This window comes from Arsukibacterium sp. (assembly GCF_036735525.1).
In the GTDB taxonomy this organism is placed as follows: Bacteria; Pseudomonadota; Gammaproteobacteria; order Enterobacterales; family Alteromonadaceae; genus Alishewanella.
The window spans coordinates 13577-36756 of sequence record NZ_DAINOE010000008.1 but is presented as its reverse complement, the minus strand read 5'-3'; the positions used below and the strand labels follow the sequence as shown (position 1 = coordinate 36756).

The following is a 23180-nucleotide window of genomic DNA, read 5'->3' as shown; positions in this document are numbered from 1 at the left end:
AGGACTTTGCCCCGGTTAGGTGGTAAATTAGCAGTTAAAGTGCTGCCGATGATAGAGACTATTAACGGCAATGACAAGCTGGAATAGGAGACATCTTCAATGAATGCTGAGCTTAAGCACGCTGAGTTGCAGGCCTTAGCCGCTGAGTACCACGATTATTTTAGCATAGCGCATCCTATTGTCATTAATGTCCGTGACTGTGCGCAGCCGCTGCCTGATGAGCAACAATTTCTGGCACAGATCCCCGCCCCTTTTTTACTGGCCGGCGAAGTGACCCAACTGAACATGTCCGGGCTGCGCGCATTAAACCGGCTGGGTGAGCTGGCCGAAGAACTGGCAAAATACCTGCAACAGCAAGCGCAGAAAATAGACTTACTGCTGCATTATGTGTTGCAACAGCAAGATAATCAGAGCGAGCGTCAGCTGACATTAAGCTACGGTGGTGCAGGCTGTTGTTTTATCAGTCCACAAGCCTATGACCCACTTAGCATCTTACAGATAAAATTGTTTTTAGCTGAAAATGAAGGTGCCGTATTTTGTTATGGACAGGTGCTGTCTGCTGAACAAGTCGCTGCTGGCTGGCAAATAACGGTTGTATTTAAACGGATAAGAGAACAAGATCGCGAGCTGATTGTCCGCGCCAGCCTGCACCAGCAGTCACGCCAGCTAAAACTTAAGGCCGCTGAACGCCAACAGCAGCATAATTGAATGACTAAGATCTTCACCGGCCAATTTGACGTAAGCGCTGACCTGATGACAGGCAAACAGCTGATTAAGGTTTAATGTAGTAATGAGTGTGATCCAATCCTTACCTTTTTTTAGACAAGCCGCCGATCGACTGGCCTGGGGACAGTTAACCGGCGCCGCGCTGCCATTGGCCCTGGCAGAAATATTACAACAGCAGGCCGGGGTTTATTTACTGGTGGTGCCAGACACCCCCACTGCGCTGCGACTGGAACAAGAGCTGCAAGTCTTCTGGCAGGATGCCCGTTGTCCGGTACTGATTTTACCCGACTGGGAAACCCTGCCCTATGACGTGTTTTCGCCGCATCAGGACATTATTTCTCAGCGTCTGCGCACACTTTACCAGTTACCACGCTTACAGCATGCGTTAGTGATAGTGCCGGTCAGCACCTTGCTGCTGCGAATTTGTGAATCCGGCCATTTGCTGCAAAACAGCTTTTTTATCAGCGAAGGAGAACAACGCGATCTCAGTTCATTAAAGCAACAGCTAACGCAGGTCGGCTATCGCCATGTTGATCAGGTGATGGCGCCCGGTGAATTCTCTGGCCGCGGTTCCTTATTAGATTTATTCCCGATGGGCAGCAGCGAGCCCTATCGTATTGACTTTAATGATGATGAAGTTGATGGTATTCGTACCTTTGATCCGGATAACCAAAGAAGTCTGGCCAAAATCAAGCAAATTTCGCTGTTGCCCGCCCATGAGTTTCCGACCGATCAGGCAGCTATAGAGCGGTTTCGACAAAGATACCGGGAACGCTTTGCCAGTCGCACAGAAAAAGAATCGTTATATCAGCAAGTCAGTCAGGGCTTATTACCCGCCGGTATCGAATATTACTTGCCGCTGTTTGCCAGTAGTACCGCCAGCCTGTTTGATTACTTACCTGAGGGTTTTTATTCACTGATTTACGGTGATATTGAGCATAGTGCCGAGCAATTCTGGCATGAATTACAACGCCGTTATCATGATCGTTGTGTAGACCCGCTCAAACCTATATTGCCACCGGCGGAATTGTACTTAGCGGTTGATCAGTTATTTAACCAGCTAAACCAGCAAAGCCGCTTAAAATTAAGCCAGGCCAGCTTGCCGGTGAAAAGTGGCCAGGCAAATGCCGCTGCCACTTTGCTGCCAGATTTAGCGATAAATCATCAGTTAAAAAACCCGCTACAGGCGTTACAACAGTTTTTAGTTGAGATGAAACAGCAACAAGGACGGGCGCTGTTTTTTGTTGAAAGTGAAGGCCGCCGCGAAAGCCTACTGCAATTGCTGCATAAAAATGCCATTCACCTGCCGCAGGTGCAAAGCTTTTGGCAATTTGAACAAAGTGAGCATGATATCGCCATTATGGTGGGCGCGCTGGAACAAGGTGTATTGCTCACCAGTACACCGCCTTTGGCGCTTATCAGCGAAAATGAGCTGTTTGGCCAGAAAATCAGCCAACGGCGACGGCGTAAACAAAGCCAGCAAGTGTCGGCTGATACCATAGTCCGCAATCTGGCCGAACTGAGTATCGGTCAGCCCGTGGTGCATTTGCAGCATGGTGTAGGTCGCTATCAAGGCTTGCAGGTGCTTGACGCCGGCGGCTTAACTGCTGAGTTTGTCACCATTGAATATGCGGGCAGCAGCAAGTTATATGTGCCGGTATCATCGCTGCATCTGTTAAGCCGCTACTCGGGCAGCGATGCCGAACATGCGCCGCTACACAAACTGGGCAATGACAGCTGGGAAAAATCCCGGCGCAAAGCCGCTGAAAAAGTACGGGATGTAGCCGCTGAGCTATTAGATATTTACGCCAAACGCGCTGCCTATCAAGGCTATGCCTTTAGCCTGGATGAAGAACAATATCAGGCCTTTGCTGCCAGTTTCCCCTTTGAAGAAACTGCCGATCAGCAAGATGCCATCAATGCAGTACTGCATGATATGCAACAGCCACAACCGATGGACCGCCTGGTTTGCGGCGATGTGGGTTTTGGGAAAACCGAAGTGGCGATGCGGGCAGCTTTTGTGGCGGTGAACGATGGTAAGCAGGTAGCTATTTTGGTGCCGACGACCTTGCTGGCTCAACAACATTATGAAAACTTCAAGGATCGCTTTGCCAACTGGCCGGTGAGAGTAGAAGTGTTATCGCGCTTTATCAGTGCTAAGCAGCAAAAAGCCATTTTAGAAGATGTTGCTAATGGCCGGGTGGATATTTTAATCGGCACTCATAAATTACTGCAGGATAATATAAAACTGCATGACCTAGGCTTACTGATCGTTGATGAAGAACATCGCTTTGGCGTACGTCAAAAGGATAAAATTAAAGCGCTGCGCGCCAATATCGATATTTTAACCCTGACGGCAACCCCTATACCGCGCACCTTAAATATGTCGATGTCAGGTATGCGGGATCTCTCTATTATTGCTACCCCGCCGTCACGGCGCTTAGCGGTAAAAACCTTTGTCCGGGAATTTGATATTGCGCTGCTGCGCGAGGCGGTAATGCGTGAAATTTTACGCGGTGGCCAGGTGTATTTTTTACATAATGATGTCGCCACTATTGATAAAATGGCCGCTGACTTAGCTGAGCTGCTGCCTGAAGCTTTGATCGCCGTAGCACATGGTCAACTGCGCGAGCGCGATCTGGAGCGCATTATGTCGGACTTTTACCATCAGCGCTTTAACCTGTTGCTCTGCTCAACCATCATCGAAACCGGTATAGATGTGCCGACCGCCAATACCATTATTATCAATAAAGCCGATCATTTTGGTCTGGCACAGTTGCACCAGCTGCGGGGCCGGGTTGGCCGCTCACACCATCAGGCTTATGCCTATTTAATGACACCACCGCCGAAACGTTTAACTAGAGATGCGCAAAAACGGCTGGAGGCCATTGCCTCACTGGAAGATTTGGGAGCCGGTTTTGCACTGGCGACGCACGATTTAGAAATTCGCGGTGCTGGCGAGTTGTTAGGCGATGAACAAAGTGGCCAGATTGAAACCGTCGGCTCTACCCTTTACATGGATATGCTGGAAGATGCCGTGAAAGCGCTTAAATCAGGCCGTGAACCCAGCCTTGATCTGCTACAGCGAGAACAAACCGATATAGACTTGAAAATTCCGGCCTTGTTACCCGCTGACTATATGCCTGACGTCAATCTGCGGTTATCCTTTTATAAAAAACTGGCCAGTGCCGAGGATGACACTGATTTAGATGAGATCCAGGTGGAATTGATAGACCGTTTTGGTTTGCTGCCAGAGCCGGCGAAAAATCTGGTGCGACAAACCCGCTTGAAACAACAGGCACAACAGTTAGGCATTAAGCGTTTGGAAGCCAGTGCCAAAGGTGGCGTGGTGGACTTTGCCGAGCGCACCAGCATTAATCCGGCCTACATTATTAGGCTTATTCAAACGCAATCAAGGGTTTTTAAACTGGAGGGCGGCCAAAAACTGCGCTTCAACATTAGCAGCGAGTCTGCGTCTGCCCGGCTGCAGTTAATTGAAAATATGATGGCAGAATTTGCCAGTAACAAGGTTGCACTATGATGATATGGCGAAGTATTTCATTAATCAGTTTAGTGGTTGCTAGCTGGTCGCTTACCGCGCAGGAGCGCTGGTTTGAAATTGAACTTATCGTGTTTCAGCGTGATAATCCAAGCGCCTTAAAAGAGCAGTTTTCTGAAACTGTGACGCCTATCCGGCTTGGCCGCAGCGCAGATCTACGTAGCGCCCAACTACAGCCTGATATTCAGCACTTATTGGCTAATCTGCCCGAATGCCAACATAGCGACAGCCAACTCAACGCAGAGCCACAGCCAGCCATCAGCCGGCAGCTGGCGGCATATCAGCAACTTTGCATCGGCGAGGCTGCCGCTTTAGCCTGGCAAAGGCAACAATTGTTTCCCGCACAGCAGTTTGATAACCGCCAACCTATGCCTGAACAACTGCCAGTGCAACTAATAGGAGCCGGGGTGCATCAGTCTGGGCTTTATCTGGGGGCTTCTGAAGACTTGCAGCTAACCGAACTGGCGACAAAAATTCAGCGCCAGCGGCAACATCAGTTATTACTGCATACGTTGTGGCGTCAGGCACCTGTTACAGAGCGCCGTGCCCTGCCCAGCCGCTGGTTCAGTGGTCGCAACTTCAGTCAGCAATTTGATTATTGGGGCCAGCCGCTGGCAGCGCAGTATGAGGCTGAGTTACCGCTAAGCCCGTTGCAGCCAGAAGCCATAGCAACCGAGAGCGCTGCAGATATGTTCAGTAGTATTGAAAGTCTGTTACAGCAACTGGAAGCCGGTAGTGGTTTACCGCCCTTAGCGCAGCAAGCGTTAGCGATAGAACCGCAACAGAATTTAATCAGCAATTTACCCGATCAGGTTTGGCAACTGGACGGCCTGTTTAAATTGCACTTGGATCACTACTTATTTGTTAACACAGAATTTAATTTAAGACGCCTCCATCCCGCTAAGCAGGGGCCTGAGTTAAAGACAATCTATGTGAAACACAATCGCCGGGTGATCAGTGGTGAGCTACATTATCTGGATCACCCCCACCTTGGCATAGTGTTACAAATTCGCCGCTTTGAACCACCATCCAACCCTGAGTAACTCCCTCACATATTATAAAGTGGTCAGGCTTGCTTTTATCGCTTACCTGACCTACGCTTAGCACCCGTTACAAATATAAACATTTTCATACGGGTTAGTAACATCTGTATACGCTAAGATGTTTACACCTGTTCTATATAGCAGAGCTACATGGACAATTTACAACTGCCACCAGAATTTACACCCCGCCACTATTTGCTGCTGCTGTTGTTATTGCTGTTAGCCAGTTGCGGTAGCGCTATGTTAAGTTGGTTTTTGCCTGCTGCCGCCAATCAGTTGTGGTTGAGTGTGCTGCCGCCTTTATTAGGGGTTTATCTGTTACTGCAGTTTTTTCGTACGCTGGGCATTTTACAGTTACCCGGTATGGCTGTGTATTCGGTGTTACTGGCCCCCCTTACCCTATTAAGTCTGCAAATGTTTATCTCCTGACAGTTCCAAACACCGTCTCACTGCGCTAATCCGATGCGCTACTGTGTTTTTTACGCTATCATAGCCACCTTATTTGCCTCTGCACCGATGTCATTATGCAACTACTTCCTATCGATAAAAAACGCTACCGTAAGCGATTAAACCGTATTTCTGTGTGCAGTATCGTTGTGCTTATTCTGCTGAGTCTGGGCAGTTCAGCCCTATTGATCCGCTTGTTTGCCGACGGGCAAAGCAGTAATTTTTACTTTAACCTGGCTGGGGTCATTATCGCTTGTATTGTGGTTGGCTTTAGCTTAAAGCGCTTAAAGCAGCATCCCTACTTTAGCGAAGTGGCCTATATCTGGGATTTAAAACATGAATTAAACCTCATTCAGCGCAAGCTAAAGGCCATAGAGCAAGCGGCAGCGAACAATAATGCAACTGCCTTATTAATATTGGCATACAGCTACGCCGGCTCACGTTTAATATGGCAGCTGGATGACAACACCCTGGTATTATCAGAGCTTAACCAGGCGGATAACCGTTTACAGCAGCAAATAGCCGATGCCGGTATCAGCATTGATATCACGCACTACCAGCGCCAGCTGCTAGCTCAATTTTAAGTAAAGGCAAGGATAACGCATGTCTATAAACTGGTTTCCGGGCCATATGCACAAAGCCCGTAAAGAAATTGCTGAGGTGATGCCGCAGGTAGACATCATCATTGAAATGCTGGATGCCCGCATCCCCTTTTCCAGTGAAAACCCTTTAGTTCCGCAATTACGTGGTAACACACCTTGTATAAAAGTACTGAATAAAGCCGATTTAGCCGATCCGGCGTTAACAGCGGTCTGGGTGGCACATTTTGAACAGCAATCCGGCGTGCGGGCTATTCCGATAAGCCAGCAGCATCCTGAGCAAATCAAAGCGCTGTTAACACTGTGCAATGAGATGCTGCCCGAGCGTAATCTGGACGTCAGGGCCGCCCGTGCGATGATTATGGGTATACCTAATGTCGGGAAATCAACGCTGATTAATACCTTAGCCGGGCGCACCATCGCTAAAACCGGTAACGAAGCAGGCGTTACCAAAACACAGCAACGGATAAAACTGGAAAACAATGTTATTTTAACCGATACGCCGGGCTTTTTATGGCCTAAACTCAGCCCACCCACCTGTGGGTATCGGCTAGCCGTCACCGGAGCCATTAAAGATACGGTATTTGATTATGCCGATATCGCTATGTTTGCAGCAGATTATTTACTGAAAGTGTATCCGGACGCTGTAATGGGCCGCTTTGATCTTAATGAGCTGCCAGAAAACGATGTTGCCTTGCTTGATGCCATTGGCGTGCGCCGTGGCTGTATGCGCAAAGGTGGCGTGGTTGATTTAGAAAAAGCCGGCAGTATCCTTATTACTGAACTGCGCGCCGGTAATCTAGGCCCGGTAACACTGGAAACCCCGGACATGGTGAGCCAGGAGCAAATCGACGCTAAGGCCGAAGAAGCCGTCAAATCAAAAGAAAAAGCCGAGCGTGAAGCCGAGCGCAAACGCAAGGCACAACGTAAGTATCGCTAAGCAGTACCTTTTATCAACTGAGCCAGAGGGCCAAAACATGATTTTTCAATTAAGCGTCGTACAAGCTACAAAAATGCTGCAAAACCTGCAGCATATACTGGAGAAAGGCGCAGCCTTTGCCGCCAGCAAAAAAGTCGATATGGCAGTGCTGTTAAATGCCAGATTGGCACCGGATCAGTTTAATCTAATCCGTCAGGTACAAATTGCCTGCGATACAGCAAAACTGGGTGCTGCTCGCCTGACCAACACCGTTGACAGTGCACCTAAGCATGCTGATGACGAAACCAGCCTGGAGCAGTTAACACAGCGCATTAATGACACTGTGGCTTACCTGGCCAGCTTTAACGAAGCAGATTTTAGCAATGCGGCTAACCAACATGTAAGCCAGCCGCGCTGGGAAGGCAAATATTTAACCGGTGATGAGTTTTTAATGCAGCATGTACTGCCAAACCTGTACTTTCATATTACTACTGCTTACGCGATTTTGCGCCACAACGGCGTCGATGTGGGTAAAAAAGACTATTTGGGCGCCATGCCTTACAAATCGTAATAGTTTTTGTCACAACGCCAGCGTTCAGCTGGCGTTGTATCTGCTAAATACAACTCAGGTAACTTTTTATAGCCTGCTATACGGTGGCGTTTATACTCCGCATAAACTTCAACATTGCTTGTTTTTTAACCTGCCAACGCTGTAACTTTGCTGCGTATCAGGTATAATCCGCCGACTTTTTTCAGGCTCAGCCCATTTTAAGAGATGCTATGACAGTACAAACCTTTGACCCAAGCCAAACCACTACGCTGGATACCCCTGCCAAAGCCTTAGCAGCGCAGGCTAACGCAACTTCCGGTAAAGGCAATACCATCGGTTTTGTGTCACTGGGCTGCCCGAAAAACCTGGTCGATTCCGAGCGCATTCTGACCCAGTTAAAAAGCGAAGGCTATAACATAGTACCCAGCTACGATGATGCGCAGCTGGTCATTGTTAACACCTGTGGCTTTATCGACAGCGCAGTTCAGGAATCCTTAGATACCATAGGTGAGGCCTTAGCTGAAAACGGCAAAGTGATAGTAACCGGTTGCCTGGGCGCGCGCGAAGATGAAATTCGCCAGGTGCACCCCAATGTGCTGGGCATTACCGGCCCGCATTCTTATGAGAATGTGTTAAAGCAGGTGCACGAGTTTGTACCTAAGCCCAAATACGACCCTTTTACCATGCTGGTGCCGGATCATGGTGTAAAGTTAACGCCCAAGCATTATGCCTATTTAAAAATTTCCGAAGGTTGTAACCACCGTTGTACCTTCTGCATTATCCCATCAATGCGCGGAGATTTAGTCAGCAGGCCGGTCGGTGAAGTGCTGGATGAAGCGCAGCGCCTGAAAAATGCCGGCGTGAAAGAGCTACTGATTATCTCGCAAGACACCAGTGCTTACGGCGTGGATGTGAAACACCGCACTGGCTTTTGGAATGGCGCACCGGTGAAAACCTCCATGCAGTCGTTATGCGAAGCCTTAGGCGAGATGGGCATTTGGGTAAGGTTGCACTACGTGTACCCCTACCCGCATGTTGACGACATTATTCCATTGATGGCCCAGGGTAAGGTGTTGCCGTATTTAGATATTCCGTTTCAACATGCCAGCCCGCGCATTCTAAAGTTAATGAAACGCCCGGGCCAGGCCGATCGGGTATTAGAACGCATTAAAAAATGGCGCGAAATCTGCCCTGAGCTGACCATTCGCTCTACCTTTATTGTTGGCTTCCCGGGCGAAACGGAAGAAGACTTCCAGATGTTGCTCGACTGGCTGGATGAAGCCCAGCTGGACCGCGTCGGCTGCTTTAAATACAGCCCGGTTGTCGGTGCTAAAGCTAACGAGTTGCCCGATCCGGTGGCTGATGAGATGATGGAACAGCGCTATCACCGCTTTATGCAAAAACAGCAGGCCATCAGCGCCGCCCGCTTGCAGGCGAAAATTGCTAAAACCATTAAAGTGTTAATTGACGAAGTTGACGACGAAGGCGCCATTGGCCGCAGCCATGCCGATGCACCAGAAATCGACGGCGCGGTATACTTAAACGGTTTAACCAGCGTCAAACCCGGCGACATTATCGATGCAGTGGTAGATGAAGCCGACGAATATGATTTATGGGCGTCCATCGCTGAGTAAACATCAGTTTAACCCATCCAGACAGGCAGCTTCGGCGGCCTGTTTTGTTATCTGGCCCCCTCGTTTTACCGTAGGTATTAGATTGAACATGCCATATGTTCGGTATCGCACTGTTGCTGCGCGGCCGACTGGTTAATATATAGGGATAACACCATGCCCGGCTTTTAGCTGACCGCCATGTGTTTATGCCTTATTGCCTCTGCCTTTAATACTGTCACTACGCACTTAAGGCGCAACTTACTTAAGTTATGTGCAGCTGACACCGGGAAAGCCTGATGAATTTTATTAACACCAAAGATAATACTAAACTTTATGTCAAAGATTGGGGCAGCGGCCAGGCTGTTATTTTTATTCATGGCTGGCCACTGTCGGCTGATTCCTGGGATGAGCAAGCCATGGCCATTGCCGACGCCGGCTACCGCGCTATCAGCTACGACCGCCGTGGCTTTGGCCGCTCGTCTCAGCCGTGGAATGGTTATGATTACGACACCCTTAGCGATGATTTAGCGGCTGTTATTGAGTACGCCAACTGCAAGGACGCTATTATTGTTGGTTTTTCGATGGGAGGTGGTAAGGTGGCCCGCTATATGTCGCGTCATGCCGGTAAAGATGTCGCCAAGACGGCATTAATTTCATCTGTGCTGCCCTTTCGGCTAAAAACGGCAGATAACCCTAAGGGCACAGAGCAAGACGCCTTTAACAATACAGCCAGGGCGCTGAATGCTGATCGTGCCGCCTTCTTTTCAGATTTTTTTGATACTTTTTTTGGCGTAGGTACGCCCGGCAATACCGTCAGTTATGAATTGCTGCGCAACATGTCTGCCATTGCCATGCAAGGCAGTATCAGGGCTACCCTTGAATGCCTGAAAGCCTTCTCTACCACCGATTTTCGCGCTGATTTAACGCATTTTAATGTGCCTACGCTGATTATTCACGGCACTGAAGATGAAACTGTGCCTATAGACGGCTCGTCCAGACTGGCTGCCAAAGGCATCAGTGAGGCGACACTTATAGAATACGAATACGCACCACATGGTTTGTTTGTCACGTGTAAAGACCGGCTGACCCAGGATTTACTGAATTTTATCCGGCAATAAGCACTGTAGATTACCCCTGAGCTGACGGCGGGATCAGGGATCCCCCGGCGCTAAGTAGCAAGGCCAGCGACTGCGGCGCCATCGGATAACCGAAGTAATAGCCTTGTCCTTCGTCGCAATGCTCAGCCAGAAGGAATGCATATTGCGCTTGTGTTTCCACACCTTCTGCTATTACCCGTTGATGCAGGCTTTTGCCCATGCTGATGACCGCCTGCACTATGGTAGCATCGTCCGGATTGGCACTGAGCTGGTTGACAAAACACTTGTCGATTTTAAGGGTGTTGATCGGAAACCGCCGCAGATAGTTCAAACTTGAATAACCGGTACCAAAGTCATCAATCGACAGCCTGATGCCCATGTCCGACAGCGAGTGCAGCACCGCATTGGTCGACTCCACATCCCGCATCAGAATGCTTTCGGTAAGTTCTATTTCCAGACAGTGCGGGTCCAAACCGGTGGTTTTAAGCGTGGCACAAACATTTTTAAGAAAATCCTCAGAGCGAAATTCCAACGCTGAGGTGTTGACGGCCACGGTAATGGCCGGCAGCCCTGCCTTCTTCCAGGCGCCCGCTTGCAGACAGGCTTCACGCAACACCCAGCGACCCATTGGCAGGATCAGGCCACAGTCTTCTGCAACGGACACAAAATGTCCTGGCAGTAGCAACCCCCGCTGCGGGTGTTGCCAGCGGATCAGCGCCTCCACGCCGACAATAGCAGTATCCACCATTTTTTTGCATCAAGTGACATACCGGCATAGATATTATTTATATAAAAATACAGAATTGAACATAAACGAGAGAGTGAATTTCAAGTACTAAATTTTTGAAAGGTGAAAAATGCTGCTATATTTCTATACTTAAATTTACTCAAATACAATCAAAGCGTAGACCGATGAATTACGCATTCAGGCCAACGTGAATCCATGAATGTCAATTAAACATAGGATAACCGGGAATGAACAAGAACAAGCCAACTCTGCTGTCCACTGCATCAACTCTAGCCGGAGCTATAATACTTAGCACCATCGCGACAACAGCTCAGGCACAGGATCAGTACAGCTTCCGCTTCGGAGACCACAACAAGGGCCGGACGGTAAGCCTTGAAGCCCCGCCGCTCCGAGTCACGTTAGAAATTCAGCGTACCGGTCTCCAGATTGCAGGGGCGAACCGTAGTGAGATTTGTGCCAGCTTCCGGAATGTTTCCGGTAACGATTGGAGTGGCGGCTATCGCCTGACCGACCGCGACGAGAACCGCACCCACGCCTCGATCCGCGTGCCCGCCTACGAAACCGTCCGACGCTGCGAGACACTGAATCCGCAAATGGTCTACTATGTCGTCCTGAGGCGCAACTGAGGGAGCAGGGCTTCAGGGCTCAGGCACGCCGGACCATCAATAGCTCGGTCCGGTATTTTTCTAAGAACCTCATAAAGCTCTTAGTTAACTGGTTTTGGCGATTTACATCTAATTTTGAATTAAGCCATTTTGGGCTAATTGTGATGAAAGTTCACTTTTTGGCAAAAATGGAGAATTGGCCGTTTATAGCTAAATAGGCCATATACTGGTCTTTATCCAGCGCTTCACCAAGGGTTTGGCTGCAGCGGCTCGACTGTGTAGTGCTGTCAGGCACCTGCTTTAGCGGCGCTCTACTGCGCCTGGTAAAACCAGGCATTGATGATTAAGCCATCCATTACTTCGTACACTACCGCCACTTCATAAGGTTGTTCAGCCATGCCGTATACCCTTTCATGGTCAATAACCTTATTACCCACCACCATACGCTGTAGAACCTCAGCGCGCAGCGCGTTGACGGTAAAACGCTCTGTCTGATAAAAAGCGGCCAGGGCGTTAAGGCCGATAAGCGCTGGCGCAGTGGCCGGCATACGATAAATGGCAATATCGCTGTGGTAACAAGCAATAAAAGCGGCTAAATCTTTGGCATTGTACGCATCAAGTTGGCGCTGCACAGGGTCTGCGCTATTGGTCATATTCAGTAAACTCTATGTTAAAACGTCTGGCTAACTGCAGCAGGCTTTTATCGTATGTCCTAAGAGTAGTGGTTTAGCACAGCACTTTAGTCATAAAGAGACTATTAGGATCTTCCGGGTAATCAGCGAAGGGACCGCAGTAGTTAAAGCCCGCGCTTTGGTACAGGGTGCGGGCTGGCAGGAAAAAATCCATAGAACCGGTTTCAAGATATAGCTGGGTAATACCACTTTGGCGGGCAGCATCCAGTATAAATTGCAATAACGCGCGCCCGACGCCCTGCCCCCGGGCCTCGGGTGCAGTGCGCATGGATTTGATTTCAGCCATATGCGTATCATGTTGTTTCAGTGCCACACAGCCCACCAGGGTATCTCCTTGCCAGGCACTCCAAAAGCGAATGTCCGGCGCTTGTAATTTACTGATGTCCAGCGCATGCACACTTTCAGGCGGTGAAGTGGCATACATGTCTTCTAAATGGCCGTGCAGCAGTTGCCTGACAGCGGCTGACTCCAGTCCGCCCGCTAGGATCTGTAGCATGTTGAATCCCCAGTAATTTATCCAAAAATCGTATAATGTGACACCAAGCAACTGGCCGTTGCAAGCTGAGCGCTATTTAAGCAATCAACTACCATCTCGCCTCAGTGCTAAATAGTGGCAATGCCAACTGTACCTGACGGATATATGCCTCTTGCTCTGTTGAGGCCGGGCCATCGAGTGTCGCAATCTGCTGCAGCAGTTTATTTAATGAAGCCACCTGATCAGCCGTAAATTTATCAAATGAGGGCTTGATAACCTTGTCTGGCGCAGTAAAAAACTCCTGACCATTGCCAATCAGATGGGCACTGGAAGCCAACAAGGCTTTGGCTTCAGAGGCTGATAACCGGAATTCCTGCTGAAAAAGCCCTAACAAGGCATTTTTCTGGTTTAAGGTGATATCACCGTCTACTTTGGCCACCCCCAGCAGCAGCAAGGCCGCTACATCTAGTGGCGATTCCAGTTTAAACAACGGATTCAGATCATGCTGGATGCGATACTTACGACGCCGATGCCAACTGAAGGGATTTAACCAACCTATATCCATACCAGCCTCAGATAAGCGGTTAATTAAGATTAAAATGGTGATCACTGCGCCTAACACACCCAAGATAATATGCATTTGATGCTACTCCGCACTGTGCCCTTGCACGTGCAAAAACAACGGATATGAACTCAGAATAAACTAATCTGTTTTCAATTTACTGACAATAGTTAAATTGTAGAAATGGGTTAATTCAACGTTAAAACAAATACCGCTCCAAGCGTGCTTCCAGTTGTCAGAGTTACTAGCAAATAACCATACTGGAGGCGTCGGTAATATTTTGTCATCCTTTACTATCACAGATTAAAATAATTTTTACCCTTTATCCGTCATGCTTTGTGTAGTCACGCCCTGCACGCCTGGGCTCAACACCAATACAGCTAAAGCAACCAGCAAGCTGATCACTTTTGCGATGAGCAAGACAATGCGGTTTCTGATAAATAATCCCTGCCTATGGTCTGCTTGTAAGCTTGCTTTGACAGCATGGATAAAAAATTAGTCTGCTTCAACTTTTTTTTCGGGCAAAGCTTTTAAAAATCCTGTATATTGTCGCACTATTTTCAAACCCTAGCTTATAGAGATTACTATGTCAGCTGATTTATCCTTATATAGAAACATTGGTATCTTCGCCCACGTTGATGCCGGCAAAACCACGACTACCGAACGTATCTTAAAACTGACCGGTAAAATCCATAAGATAGGTGAAGTTCACGAAGGTGAATCGACCACTGACTTCATGGTGCAAGAAGCTGAGCGCGGTATTACAATCCAGTCTGCAGCCGTTACCTGTTTCTGGAAAGGTCATCGTTTCAACGTTATCGATACCCCGGGTCACGTTGATTTCACTGTTGAAGTATACCGTTCTCTAAAAGTATTAGATGGTGGTATCGGTGTGTTCTGTGGTTCTGGTGGTGTTGAACCTCAGTCAGAAACTAACTGGCGTTATGCCAACGATGCGAAAGTATCGCGTCTGATCTTCGTTAACAAGTTAGACCGTATCGGTGCTGACTTCATCCGCGTAACAGAACAAGTTAAAAACGTCCTGGGCGCTCAGCCGCTGATCATGACTTTACCCATCGGCCGCGAAGAGACTTTCGTCGGTGTGGTTGATCTGCTGACTGAAAAAGCCTACGTGTGGGATGATTCTGGCAAGCCAGAAAACTACGAAGTATTGGATATCCCAGCGGATATGGCAGACGATGTTGCTATGTACCGTGAACAGTTAGTTGAAACTGCTGTTGAGCAAGATGACGACCTGTTAATGGCTTACATGGAAGGCGAACAGCCGACTGTTGAACAGATTAAAGCCTGTATCCGTAAAGGTACCCGTGAGCTGGCATTCTTCCCAACTTACTGTGGTTCTGCCTTCAAAAACAAAGGTATGCAGTTAGTACTGGACGCCGTTGTTGATTATTTACCATCACCAACTGAAGTAAACCCACAGCCACTGACTGACGAAGAAGGTGCTCCAAATGGCCAGTACGCCATCGTATCTGCTGACGAGCCGTTCCGCGCTTTAGCGTTCAAAATCATGGACGACCGTTTTGGCGCCCTGACCTTTATCCGTATTTACTCTGGTGTTCTTAATAAGGGTGATACTTTACTGAACTCTTTCACCGGTAAAACTGAACGTATCGGCCGGATGGTTGAGATGAACGCGAACGACCGTACTGACCTGACCACTGCTCAGGCCGGTGACATCATCGCTTTAGTAGGTCTGAAGAACAACACGCAAACGGGCCACACGCTGTGTGATTCAAAACACGAATGTACTTTAGAACCAATGATCTTCCCAGAGCCAGTCATCTCTATCTCTGTCACGCCAAAAGACAAAGGTTCTGTTGAGAAAATGGGTATCGCCATCGGTAAGATGGTGTCAGAAGATCCAACTTTCCGCGTAGAGACTGATGTTGATTCAGGCGAAACGATCCTGAAAGGCATGGGTGAACTGCACTTAGATATCAAAGTAGACATCTTAAAACGTACTTACGGTGTTGAGCTAGTAGTAGGCCAGCCACAGGTAGCTTACCGTGAAACGATCACCCGTGAAGTTGAAGACAGCTACACCCACAAGAAACAATCTGGTGGTTCAGGTCAATACGGTAAAATCGACTACCGCATTCGCCCGGGCGAGCAAAACTCTGGCTTTACCTTCAAATCAACAGTTGTTGGTGGTAGCGTACCAAAAGAGTTTATGCCTGCTATCGAGAAAGGTTTCGCATCAATGATGTCAACCGGTACCCTGGCTGGCTTCCCGGTGTTAGACGTAGAAGTTGAAGTCTTCGACGGTGGTTTCCACGCCGTTGACTCATCAGCCATCGCCTTTGAAATCGCTGCTAAAGGTGCTTTCCGTCAAACCATGCCTAAAGCCGGCGCGCAGTTACTTGAGCCAATCATGAAAGTTGACGTGTTCACCCCTGAAGATCACGTAGGTGATGTTATCGGTGACTTAAACCGTCGTCGTGGCATGATCTCTGGCCAGGAAGCGGGTGTCACTGGCGTACGAATCAAAGGCGACGTGCCACTGTCTGAGATGTTCGGTTACATCAGTACTCTGCGTACTATGACCTCTGGCCGTGGTCAGTTCTCTATGGAGTTCTCACACTACGCACCGTGCCCGTCTAACGTGTCGGAAGCTGTGATACAGAAAGAAAAAGAAAAGAAAGCTGCCGCTGCTAAAAACTAAGCAGTAAGCGCGCGTTAAAAAAGCCCCGCCGGTGCAAACCGGCGGGGCTTTTTGTTTTCTATGAATTGCTGAACATAAGGAGTAGTGTAGCCAGACGCTAGAAATAACGCTATGGCATAACCCTTGCTAAAGTTAATGGTTCTTTCCGATAACTGATACTGTGTAATGCAAGGAGTTGCCGATGAGTTTAAAGAGTTTTACCCAGGGGGGGTATCCGCTTACAGCAGATTGTTTTGACGAACTGGTCAGTCACAGTGGCAGTATTCGCCGCCCCGCCGTTGCCATAGCGCGCTTTATTGATAAACACGGACCAAGCGAACTAACTCAAAGACAACTTCAGATAAATCAGACCATTAGCGACATGGGTGTCTGTTTTACGCTCTATGCCGATGGCGACAACATCGACCGTGCCTGGCCGTTAGATGTGATGCCTCGTACCATTCCCAGCAGCGAATGGCAACATACCAGTGATGGCCTGAAACAGCGCCTGCAAGCACTGAATCTGTTTATTGATGACTTGTACAACGAGCAGAAAATCCTCAAACAAGGCATAGTGCCAGCCGAGCTGGTGCTGCAATCACGTAATTATCTGCAGCCCTGCCAGGGCGTTTCGCCCCGTTTTAAAGCATGGGCTAATATATGTGGCACCGATTTAGTGCGTGACGGCAGTGGCAAGTTTCTGGTATTGGAGGACAATTTACGCGTGCCCTCTGGCGTATCTTACATGCTGGAAAACCGAACTGTAATGAAGCGGGTTTTTCCGGAATTGTTTGCCGACTCGACCATTTACCCGGTAGATGACTATCCCCATCAACTTTGGCAAATGCTGGCATCGCTGTCACCGCGTGAGGGTGAAGTGCCTTGTATCGTGCTGTTAACACCGGGCATCTACAATTCCGCCTATTTTGAGCATACGTTTTTAGCTCAGCAAATGGGCATAGCGCTGGCAGAAAACCATGATTTGTATGTCGAAGATGACATCGTCTGGCTAAAAACCCTGCGCGGTAAACGGCGGGTAGATGTAATTTACCGCCGGGTGGATGATGTGTTTATTGACCCCCTCGCCTTTCGGCCCGATTCAATGCTCGGCATCGCAGGCTTAATTGAAGCCTGGCGTAAAGGCAATGTGGCCATTGCGAATGCCCCTGGTTCAGGGGTAGCTGACGATAAAGTGATTTACGCCTTTGTGCCGCAAATTATTGAGTATTATCTGGGCGAAAAGCCACTGTTAGATAATGTAGAAACCTTTTTATGCCTGGATGCTAAGCAAAAAAGTTATGTACTGGCTAATCTGGATAAACTGGTAGTAAAACCGGCAAACGAATCAGGTGGTTATGGCATTTTAATCGGGCCGCGCTCAACCCTGGCCGAGCAGCAGCAAATGGCAGAGGCCATTAACGCCAACCCGCGTAACTTTATTGCACAGCCGACGCTGAATTTATCCACCGCACCAACCTTGTGCGGTGGAGTGTTAGAGCCACGCCATCTGGACCTGCGCCCCTTTATACTGCAAGGCAAAGAGCTATATTGCACCACAGGCGGCTTAAGTCGGGTGGCGCTGGTGAAAGATTCATTAGTGGTTAATTCATCCCAGGGCGGTGGCAGCAAGGACACCTGGATCATCAATGATGAGGTATAACACATGCTTTTAAAATCCGTAGATCATATTTTCTGGCTAGGTCGCTATCTGGAGCGTTTAGATAATACCGCCCGCTTGGTGAATGCCACCAGTCATCTGCTGATAGATAGTCATAAAGATACTAAATTCAGCTGGCCAGTACTGTTGGACGTAATGGGACTGAATAGTACAGAGGCGCTGGCGGCATACCCACTGCCAGCAGATGCCAAGCCAGAGCAAATCAGTATTGAAAATGCCGTGATGGCACATTTAATCAGCAATAAAGACAGCACTGTCTCTATTCGTTATACCTGCAGCCAGTTAAAATTTAATGCCCGCACCGTGCGCCAGCTGATTCCCAGAGATATGTGGGAAGAACTGAATAAACTGGATTTGTTTTTGCAACAACATTGTCAGCAGCTACAAGGCCGGCAGCACCGCTATAACCTGATGACCGAAGTCAGCCGCCGCTGTCAGATGGTAGTCGGCGTGCTGGACGGTGTAATGTTACGTGGTGACGCTTTTGACCTGTTTAACAGTGGCCGCCTGCTGGAGCGTGCAGATATGACCACCCGCATTATGGACGTACTGGTACTGCAGCAACTGCAACCAACCCAGATTAAACGCCCTAAATTTCGCTGGACCTCTATTCTTAATGCGCTGGGCGGCATAGAGTCATATCATTATTATGTAGCTGAGCAAAGCGGTGATGTAGACGCCATAGATTACCTGTTAACCTATGCAGATTTTCCCAGATCCATTGCTTATTGTTTAAACCGGGTAGCGGCCTCTGGCCGGGGGCTGCCACATGCAGCTAAGATTTTACAACAGTTGCATAGCTTACAGGCAATGTTAAAAGAGCAACCCCTGACTGAACTTTCCACTGAACAACTGCACTTGCTGATTGATCAGATCCAGGCCGGTATTATTACTCTGCATCAGGTGATAGTTGACCCCGACGATAGCCAGCGCCAACAGCAGCTTTCAGCTTGATGAACCAAAGCACAGGAACCCTATGTCAACGACCGTAGCGCAGCCAAATTACAGCGAGCAGCAACACTGGCATAAGCTACCGCAATGGCAGGCAATAGAGCAGTGGTGGCATCAGCAAAGCCATAGCCAACTAAGCCAGTTACATAACGAATTACAGCATCAACTGCGGGAGAATGGTGCTGCGGTCGACCCCTGGCATAACTCAGCACGACAACTGGATTTACTGCCCTGGTTAATTGACAGCAAGCAATGGCAAAGCCTGGAAAGCGGTTTGGCGCAGCGCCACACCTTGCTAAATGCGATACTGGCCGATTTATATGGTCCGCAGCAATTACTGCAGCATAGCATTATACCGGCCGATGTCATTTATCTGAATGCGAGTTTTTTACTGCCCTGCGCCGGCTTAACTGATGATCAGGGCTGGCTTTCACTGCTGGCCTGCGATATTGGCCGTAACAGTAACGGGCAGTTCTGTGTATACAATGATCTAAGCCAGATGCCCGCCGGACTTGGCCATGTACTGGAGCATCGGCTGGCGTTTAATAACACCACCACTGAATTAAATAATCAGGTTAAAAAAAGCCAACTGGCGGGCTTTTTCCGGCAGTTACAGCAACTGCTGCAACAGCCGGCAGAAGGCAGTCAGCAACAGCAACTGGCTGCATTGTTAACTCATCAACAGCGCGACACCGCCTATTTTGAGCATGCCTTTTTAGCCAATTATCTGGATATTGCGCTGGTACATGGTGCAGATCTGATGTTTAAAAATGGCAAATTATGGTTGAAAACCTTAAGTGGTTTGCAGTCAGTGCACAGTATAATGCGCTATCTTGAGGACAACAGCTGCGATCCACTGGAATTAGCGGCAGCCAGCAGCGGCTGTGCCGGCTTATTACAAAGTATTCGTCAGCAACAGCTGTTTTGTGCTAACCCACCGGGTACAGCACTGCTTGAGTCCGGCGCCCTGCTACCTTTTATAGCAGAAGCCTGTCAGTTTTTACTGGGCGAGCCATTACAGCTGCCAACAGTCAATGCCTTATGGTGTGGCATGGCTGAAGCTCTGGCAACAGTAAAACAGCAGCCAGAACACTATTGTTTGCAGCATTTAATCAGCAATAACCAGATTATTCCTGCCCGGTTAACCAGCAATGAACTGACCACCTTATGGCAGCAAGTCAGCCAGCAGCCACAAGCTTATATCGCCAGGCAAATCTTGCCATTAAGCCAATTACCCTGTTGGTCAGTTACTGAGCAGCTGCAACCGCAGGCCGCTGCTATGCGGTTATTTAGCTTGCGGGATCATCACCAACATATTGAAGTACTCCCAGGTGCGTTGGGACGCACCGATGTTAATCCGCATAACTTACAAACGTCCTTAGGTCAGGGGTTTAATCAGCAATTTAACGCCAAGGATGTCTGGGTTCTCGCCGAAAAAACTCAGAGTAACAGTTTATTACCAAGCGCCAGTAAGCAAATCATCCTATCCCGCCAGGCCGGACTTTTGCCAAGCAGAGTCGCCGATCATTTATTCTGGCTGGGCCGTTACAATGAGCGGTTAAATTTAATTTGCCGGGCGCTCCGTGCAGCCTTACCTCTGTTAAGTAGTGACGATAAGGCTCAAGGCCAGCAGGATGCAAGGATATTACTGCAATTCTGCCTACTGGCCAATGGTGCCCCGCCCGCGCCAGATGCCAGCGTGACGTTATTACTTGAACCGCTGTTTAGCGCTAACAATCCGCAAGGTCTGGTCGCCATATTAAAAAATCTGCTGTTTAATGCACAGTCTGTTCGGGAATACTTTGGTGAGGATACCTGGTATGTGCTAGACAAACTGCAACATGCAGTTTATAGCTGGCCAGCACAGCCAGACTGGCAGCAACCGGCCGCGCTTTTGCGCACACTCGATGAGATTATCCTGCTGCAAACGGCGATTTATGGCATTAACAACGAAACCATGAGCCGCACACACAGCTTACGCTTTATGGATACTGGCCAGCACCTGGAACGGGCGTTACAAACCTGTGGCTTACTGCACTCCATATTTTGTCAGTGCACTCCCGGTGCCAGTTTGCTTGAGGCGCTGTTACGAATGGCCGATACCATGCTGACCTATCGCCGCCGCTATCACAGTGTTTTGCACCCGTTACCTATAGTTGACTTATTATTGTTGGATGGCAGTACGCCACGCTCGGTAGCCTACCAGTGTAGCGTATTACTGCATCAGGTTAAAAAATTGCCGCCGCAGCAATTTTCAGTTAATGACACTGCCCTGCGCCAGGGAAATGAAAGCCAGCTGGCCAGCGAATTGCAGGCCTTGTTACAGCAGACTGATCCACAACTGCTGTTTGATGAACGCCAACAAGCGACACCAGAGTTAAGCCAGCTATTATTGCAATTACAATTGCGGCTACGCCAGTTGTCAGACAGTATTACCTTGTCGTATTTCAGCCATGTCGATTTACATAATCAGTGGCAGCGTTTTTAACATGAAATACCAGTTGCGCCACCTCACCCAATATTGTTACCCGCAAGCGGTTGCCAATAGCTACAACCTGGCCTGTATAACACCGCGCCAGTTACCCTATCAACAGGTACTGCAAACGGCGCTGACGGTTGAGCCACAACCTTCAGCACTACAACAACGTGTCGATTATTTTGGGAACATTCAGCATTTTATCCATCTACAACGCCCACATCAGCAACTGGCGGTTACCGCCAGCAGCATTGTTCGTGTGCAACCAAGACACAATGTGTTAAACATTCAGCAAGGCGCCAGTCTGAATCAGTTGCAACACTATCTGGCAAGCCAGTTTGATGTCAACGCTCTGCAAGCCAGACTTTGTTTGAATGCCAGCCAGTTGATCCCATTGCTGGCACAAGCTAAAGCGTTGATTAGCCCACTGTTGCAACAGGGGCAAAATATCCTGCAACTAACGCAGGCATTAAATCAGTATATTTTTAGTGAGTTTCAGTACGATCCCGAATTTAGTACTGTGGTGACGCCACTCAGCGAAGTAATAAGTCACAAACGCGGCGTCTGCCAGGACTTTGCCCAGCTGGCTATTAGCTGCCTCAGAACAGTGGGTATTCCGGCCCGATATGTCAGCGGTTATCTGGAAACCCGGCCACCCGAAGGCCAGCTAAGGCTGGTCGGTGCCGATGCCTCCCATGCCTGGTTTGCCGTATTTGACCCGACATTGGGCTGGATTGATTTTGACCCTACTAATAACCTGCTGGCCGATGAACAACATCTGACAGTAGCCTTTGGTCGTGATTATGCCGATGTAGTACCGTTAAAAGGCTTATTGCAGGGTAATGGTGAGCATCAACTGACAGTGGCCGTCGATGTGTTACCCCTGACAGAATAGCCAGAGGCAACTTATGTTTGATCTAACAAAAAACCGCCAGCAAAGGCGGTTTTTTATACATGCAAGGCCAGCTTAAAAGCGGAAGTTAAGGCCCAGTTGAAACAGATCATCGCCGGTATCCAGACTGTCAAAAGTCACAGCAGCATTTAACGCCATCTTGGGTGATACATGCCAGCTGCTGCGCATAGTTACCGCATCGGCATCGGTGCTGAATATACCTTTAGATAACCACTGGTATTCCATACCCAGTGCAAAGGTTTTACCAAAGTAATAATCACCTGCTACGGCAAAACGGCTGCTGTTAGTGCCACGCAGGTCAATATAACTGGCTTCAATATTAAGGTAATCACCGGTATCCAATGCCAGCAATGTTTTACTGCTCACACCAAACTGAGTACTGCTACCGCTATCACCTGGACGAGTGTGCTCAATATCAAAGGTGACTAACCAATTGCGATCAACGTAATAACCCAGGCTGGTATCAAGCTGACGATCACTGCTGTTATTCACCTCTGTGGCCAGGGCTGATACATGAAAAATTATGGTTCAGGCTGCGATATTCGCCACCCAGCGCCCAACTGCTGGCTGTGCTTTTGCCCTCATCACCAAAATCAAAGCGCGAGCGTTGATAACCCAGCAAGACACTGCTAGTGCGGCTGATAAAGGCGGCTTCAGCAAAGGGTGCATTACTGTTTACACTGACCGGGGTAAAATGAAATTGCTGGCTGAATACGCTGGAATTAAATTCAGTATTCAGTAAGTCACCCCACAGATAATCAACTTTGGTTTCATGCTGGTAGCTGGTGGCCAGAGCGCTGGCGGAGCAAAAAGCTAGCAAGGAGGTTAAAGTAGCAAGTTTCATAATGTTCCTTTATAAAAT

At 48.7% G+C, this 23180-nt stretch carries 21 protein-coding genes; 15 read left to right on the top strand and 6 right to left on the bottom strand.

The features are described 5' to 3' along the window. Positions 1 to 99 precede the first annotated feature (99 nt). From V7D78_RS02885 to V7D78_RS02845, 9 genes are all read left to right on the top strand, one after another. The gene (locus V7D78_RS02885) at positions 100 to 708 is read left to right on the top strand and encodes a PilZ domain-containing protein (RefSeq protein ID WP_333606924.1); all 609 of its coding nucleotides are present in this window, start codon (positions 100 to 102) and stop codon (positions 706 to 708) included. 82 nt (positions 709 to 790) lie between these two features. Further along, a complete protein-coding gene (gene mfd, locus V7D78_RS02880; RefSeq protein ID WP_333606923.1) occupies positions 791 to 4267 on the top strand; it encodes a transcription-repair coupling factor in 3477 nt (1158 codons plus the stop codon). Beyond that, positions 4264 to 5328: a CsiV family protein gene (locus tag V7D78_RS02875; RefSeq protein ID WP_333606922.1), complete on the top strand. Its 1065-nt coding sequence runs from the start codon at positions 4264 to 4266 to the stop codon at positions 5326 to 5328. The genes mfd and V7D78_RS02875 overlap by 4 nt, the downstream gene beginning before the upstream one ends. A gap of 150 nt (positions 5329 to 5478) precedes the next feature. Beyond that, complete coding sequence (locus V7D78_RS02870) at positions 5479 to 5757, top strand: hypothetical protein (protein WP_333606921.1); 279 nt, start codon at positions 5479 to 5481, stop codon at positions 5755 to 5757. 95 nt (positions 5758 to 5852) lie between these two features. Next, positions 5853 to 6359 (top strand): DUF3087 family protein, encoded by a 507-nt coding sequence (locus tag V7D78_RS02865; RefSeq protein ID WP_333606920.1) that lies wholly within the window; start codon positions 5853 to 5855, stop codon positions 6357 to 6359. A 19-nt stretch (positions 6360 to 6378) separates the two neighbouring features. Then, positions 6379 to 7314: a ribosome biogenesis GTPase YlqF gene (gene ylqF, locus V7D78_RS02860; protein WP_333606919.1), complete on the top strand. Its 936-nt coding sequence runs from the start codon at positions 6379 to 6381 to the stop codon at positions 7312 to 7314. Between the two features lie 37 nt (positions 7315 to 7351). After that, the gene (locus tag V7D78_RS02855) at positions 7352 to 7864 is read left to right on the top strand and encodes a DUF1993 domain-containing protein (RefSeq protein ID WP_333606918.1); all 513 of its coding nucleotides are present in this window, start codon (positions 7352 to 7354) and stop codon (positions 7862 to 7864) included. A 209-nt stretch (positions 7865 to 8073) separates the two neighbouring features. Next, positions 8074 to 9477: a 30S ribosomal protein S12 methylthiotransferase RimO gene (gene rimO, locus V7D78_RS02850; protein ID WP_333606917.1), complete on the top strand. Its 1404-nt coding sequence runs from the start codon at positions 8074 to 8076 to the stop codon at positions 9475 to 9477. 275 nt (positions 9478 to 9752) lie between these two features. Then, positions 9753 to 10574 (top strand): alpha/beta fold hydrolase, encoded by an 822-nt coding sequence (locus tag V7D78_RS02845; protein ID WP_333606916.1) that lies wholly within the window; start codon positions 9753 to 9755, stop codon positions 10572 to 10574. 10 nt (positions 10575 to 10584) lie between these two features. On the opposite strand, the gene V7D78_RS02840 is transcribed toward V7D78_RS02845, so the two are convergent. Then, positions 10585 to 11301: a putative bifunctional diguanylate cyclase/phosphodiesterase gene (locus V7D78_RS02840; protein ID WP_333606915.1), complete on the bottom strand. Its 717-nt coding sequence runs from the start codon at positions 11299 to 11301 to the stop codon at positions 10585 to 10587. A 227-nt stretch (positions 11302 to 11528) separates the two neighbouring features. Between V7D78_RS02840 and V7D78_RS02835 the strand changes: the two genes are divergently transcribed. Continuing rightward, positions 11529 to 11927, top strand: coding sequence for a hypothetical protein (locus V7D78_RS02835; protein ID WP_333606914.1), 399 nt, complete (start codon positions 11529 to 11531; stop codon positions 11925 to 11927). Positions 11928 to 12217: 290 nt separating this feature from the next. Here the strand turns inward: V7D78_RS02835 and V7D78_RS02830 are convergent, their stop codons facing one another. The 3 genes from V7D78_RS02830 to V7D78_RS02820 all read right to left on the bottom strand — a co-directional run bounded on the left by V7D78_RS02830 (position 12218) and on the right by V7D78_RS02820 (position 13713). Beyond that, on the bottom strand, positions 12218 to 12559 hold the full coding sequence (locus V7D78_RS02830; protein WP_333606913.1) for a nuclear transport factor 2 family protein: 342 nt from the start codon (positions 12557 to 12559) through the stop codon (positions 12218 to 12220). Positions 12560 to 12632: 73 nt separating this feature from the next. Beyond that, on the bottom strand, positions 12633 to 13094 hold the full coding sequence (locus V7D78_RS02825; RefSeq protein WP_333606912.1) for a GNAT family N-acetyltransferase: 462 nt from the start codon (positions 13092 to 13094) through the stop codon (positions 12633 to 12635). Between the two features lie 88 nt (positions 13095 to 13182). Continuing rightward, entirely contained in the window at positions 13183 to 13713 is a 531-nt protein-coding gene (locus V7D78_RS02820) for a TerB family tellurite resistance protein (RefSeq protein WP_333606911.1), read from the bottom strand. 508 nt (positions 13714 to 14221) lie between these two features. On the opposite strand from V7D78_RS02820, the gene fusA reads away from it, so the two are divergent. The 5 genes from fusA (at position 14222) to V7D78_RS02795 (ending at position 22300) form a co-directional block, all read left to right on the top strand. Then, entirely contained in the window at positions 14222 to 16321 is a 2100-nt protein-coding gene (gene fusA, locus V7D78_RS02815) for an elongation factor G (protein WP_333606910.1), read from the top strand. 181 nt (positions 16322 to 16502) lie between these two features. Further along, on the top strand, positions 16503 to 17960 hold the full coding sequence (locus V7D78_RS02810) for a circularly permuted type 2 ATP-grasp protein (protein ID WP_333606909.1): 1458 nt from the start codon (positions 16503 to 16505) through the stop codon (positions 17958 to 17960). 3 nt (positions 17961 to 17963) lie between these two features. Further along, positions 17964 to 18932 (top strand): alpha-E domain-containing protein, encoded by a 969-nt coding sequence (locus tag V7D78_RS02805; RefSeq protein WP_333606908.1) that lies wholly within the window; start codon positions 17964 to 17966, stop codon positions 18930 to 18932. Positions 18933 to 18954: 22 nt separating this feature from the next. After that, positions 18955 to 21417, top strand: coding sequence for a circularly permuted type 2 ATP-grasp protein (locus tag V7D78_RS02800; protein WP_333606907.1), 2463 nt, complete (start codon positions 18955 to 18957; stop codon positions 21415 to 21417). A 1-nt stretch (position 21418) separates the two neighbouring features. Further along, positions 21419 to 22300, top strand: a complete 882-nt coding sequence (locus tag V7D78_RS02795; RefSeq protein ID WP_333606906.1) for a transglutaminase family protein — start codon at positions 21419 to 21421, stop codon at positions 22298 to 22300. Positions 22301 to 22372: 72 nt separating this feature from the next. Here V7D78_RS02795 and V7D78_RS02790 read toward each other — a convergent pair whose 3' ends face one another. Continuing rightward, positions 22373 to 22810: a putative porin gene (locus V7D78_RS02790; RefSeq protein ID WP_333606905.1), complete on the bottom strand. Its 438-nt coding sequence runs from the start codon at positions 22808 to 22810 to the stop codon at positions 22373 to 22375. Further along, complete coding sequence (locus tag V7D78_RS02785) at positions 22803 to 23162, bottom strand: putative porin (RefSeq protein WP_333606904.1); 360 nt, start codon at positions 23160 to 23162, stop codon at positions 22803 to 22805. The genes V7D78_RS02790 and V7D78_RS02785 overlap by 8 nt, the downstream gene beginning before the upstream one ends. Between the last annotated feature and the right edge of the window lie 18 nt (positions 23163 to 23180).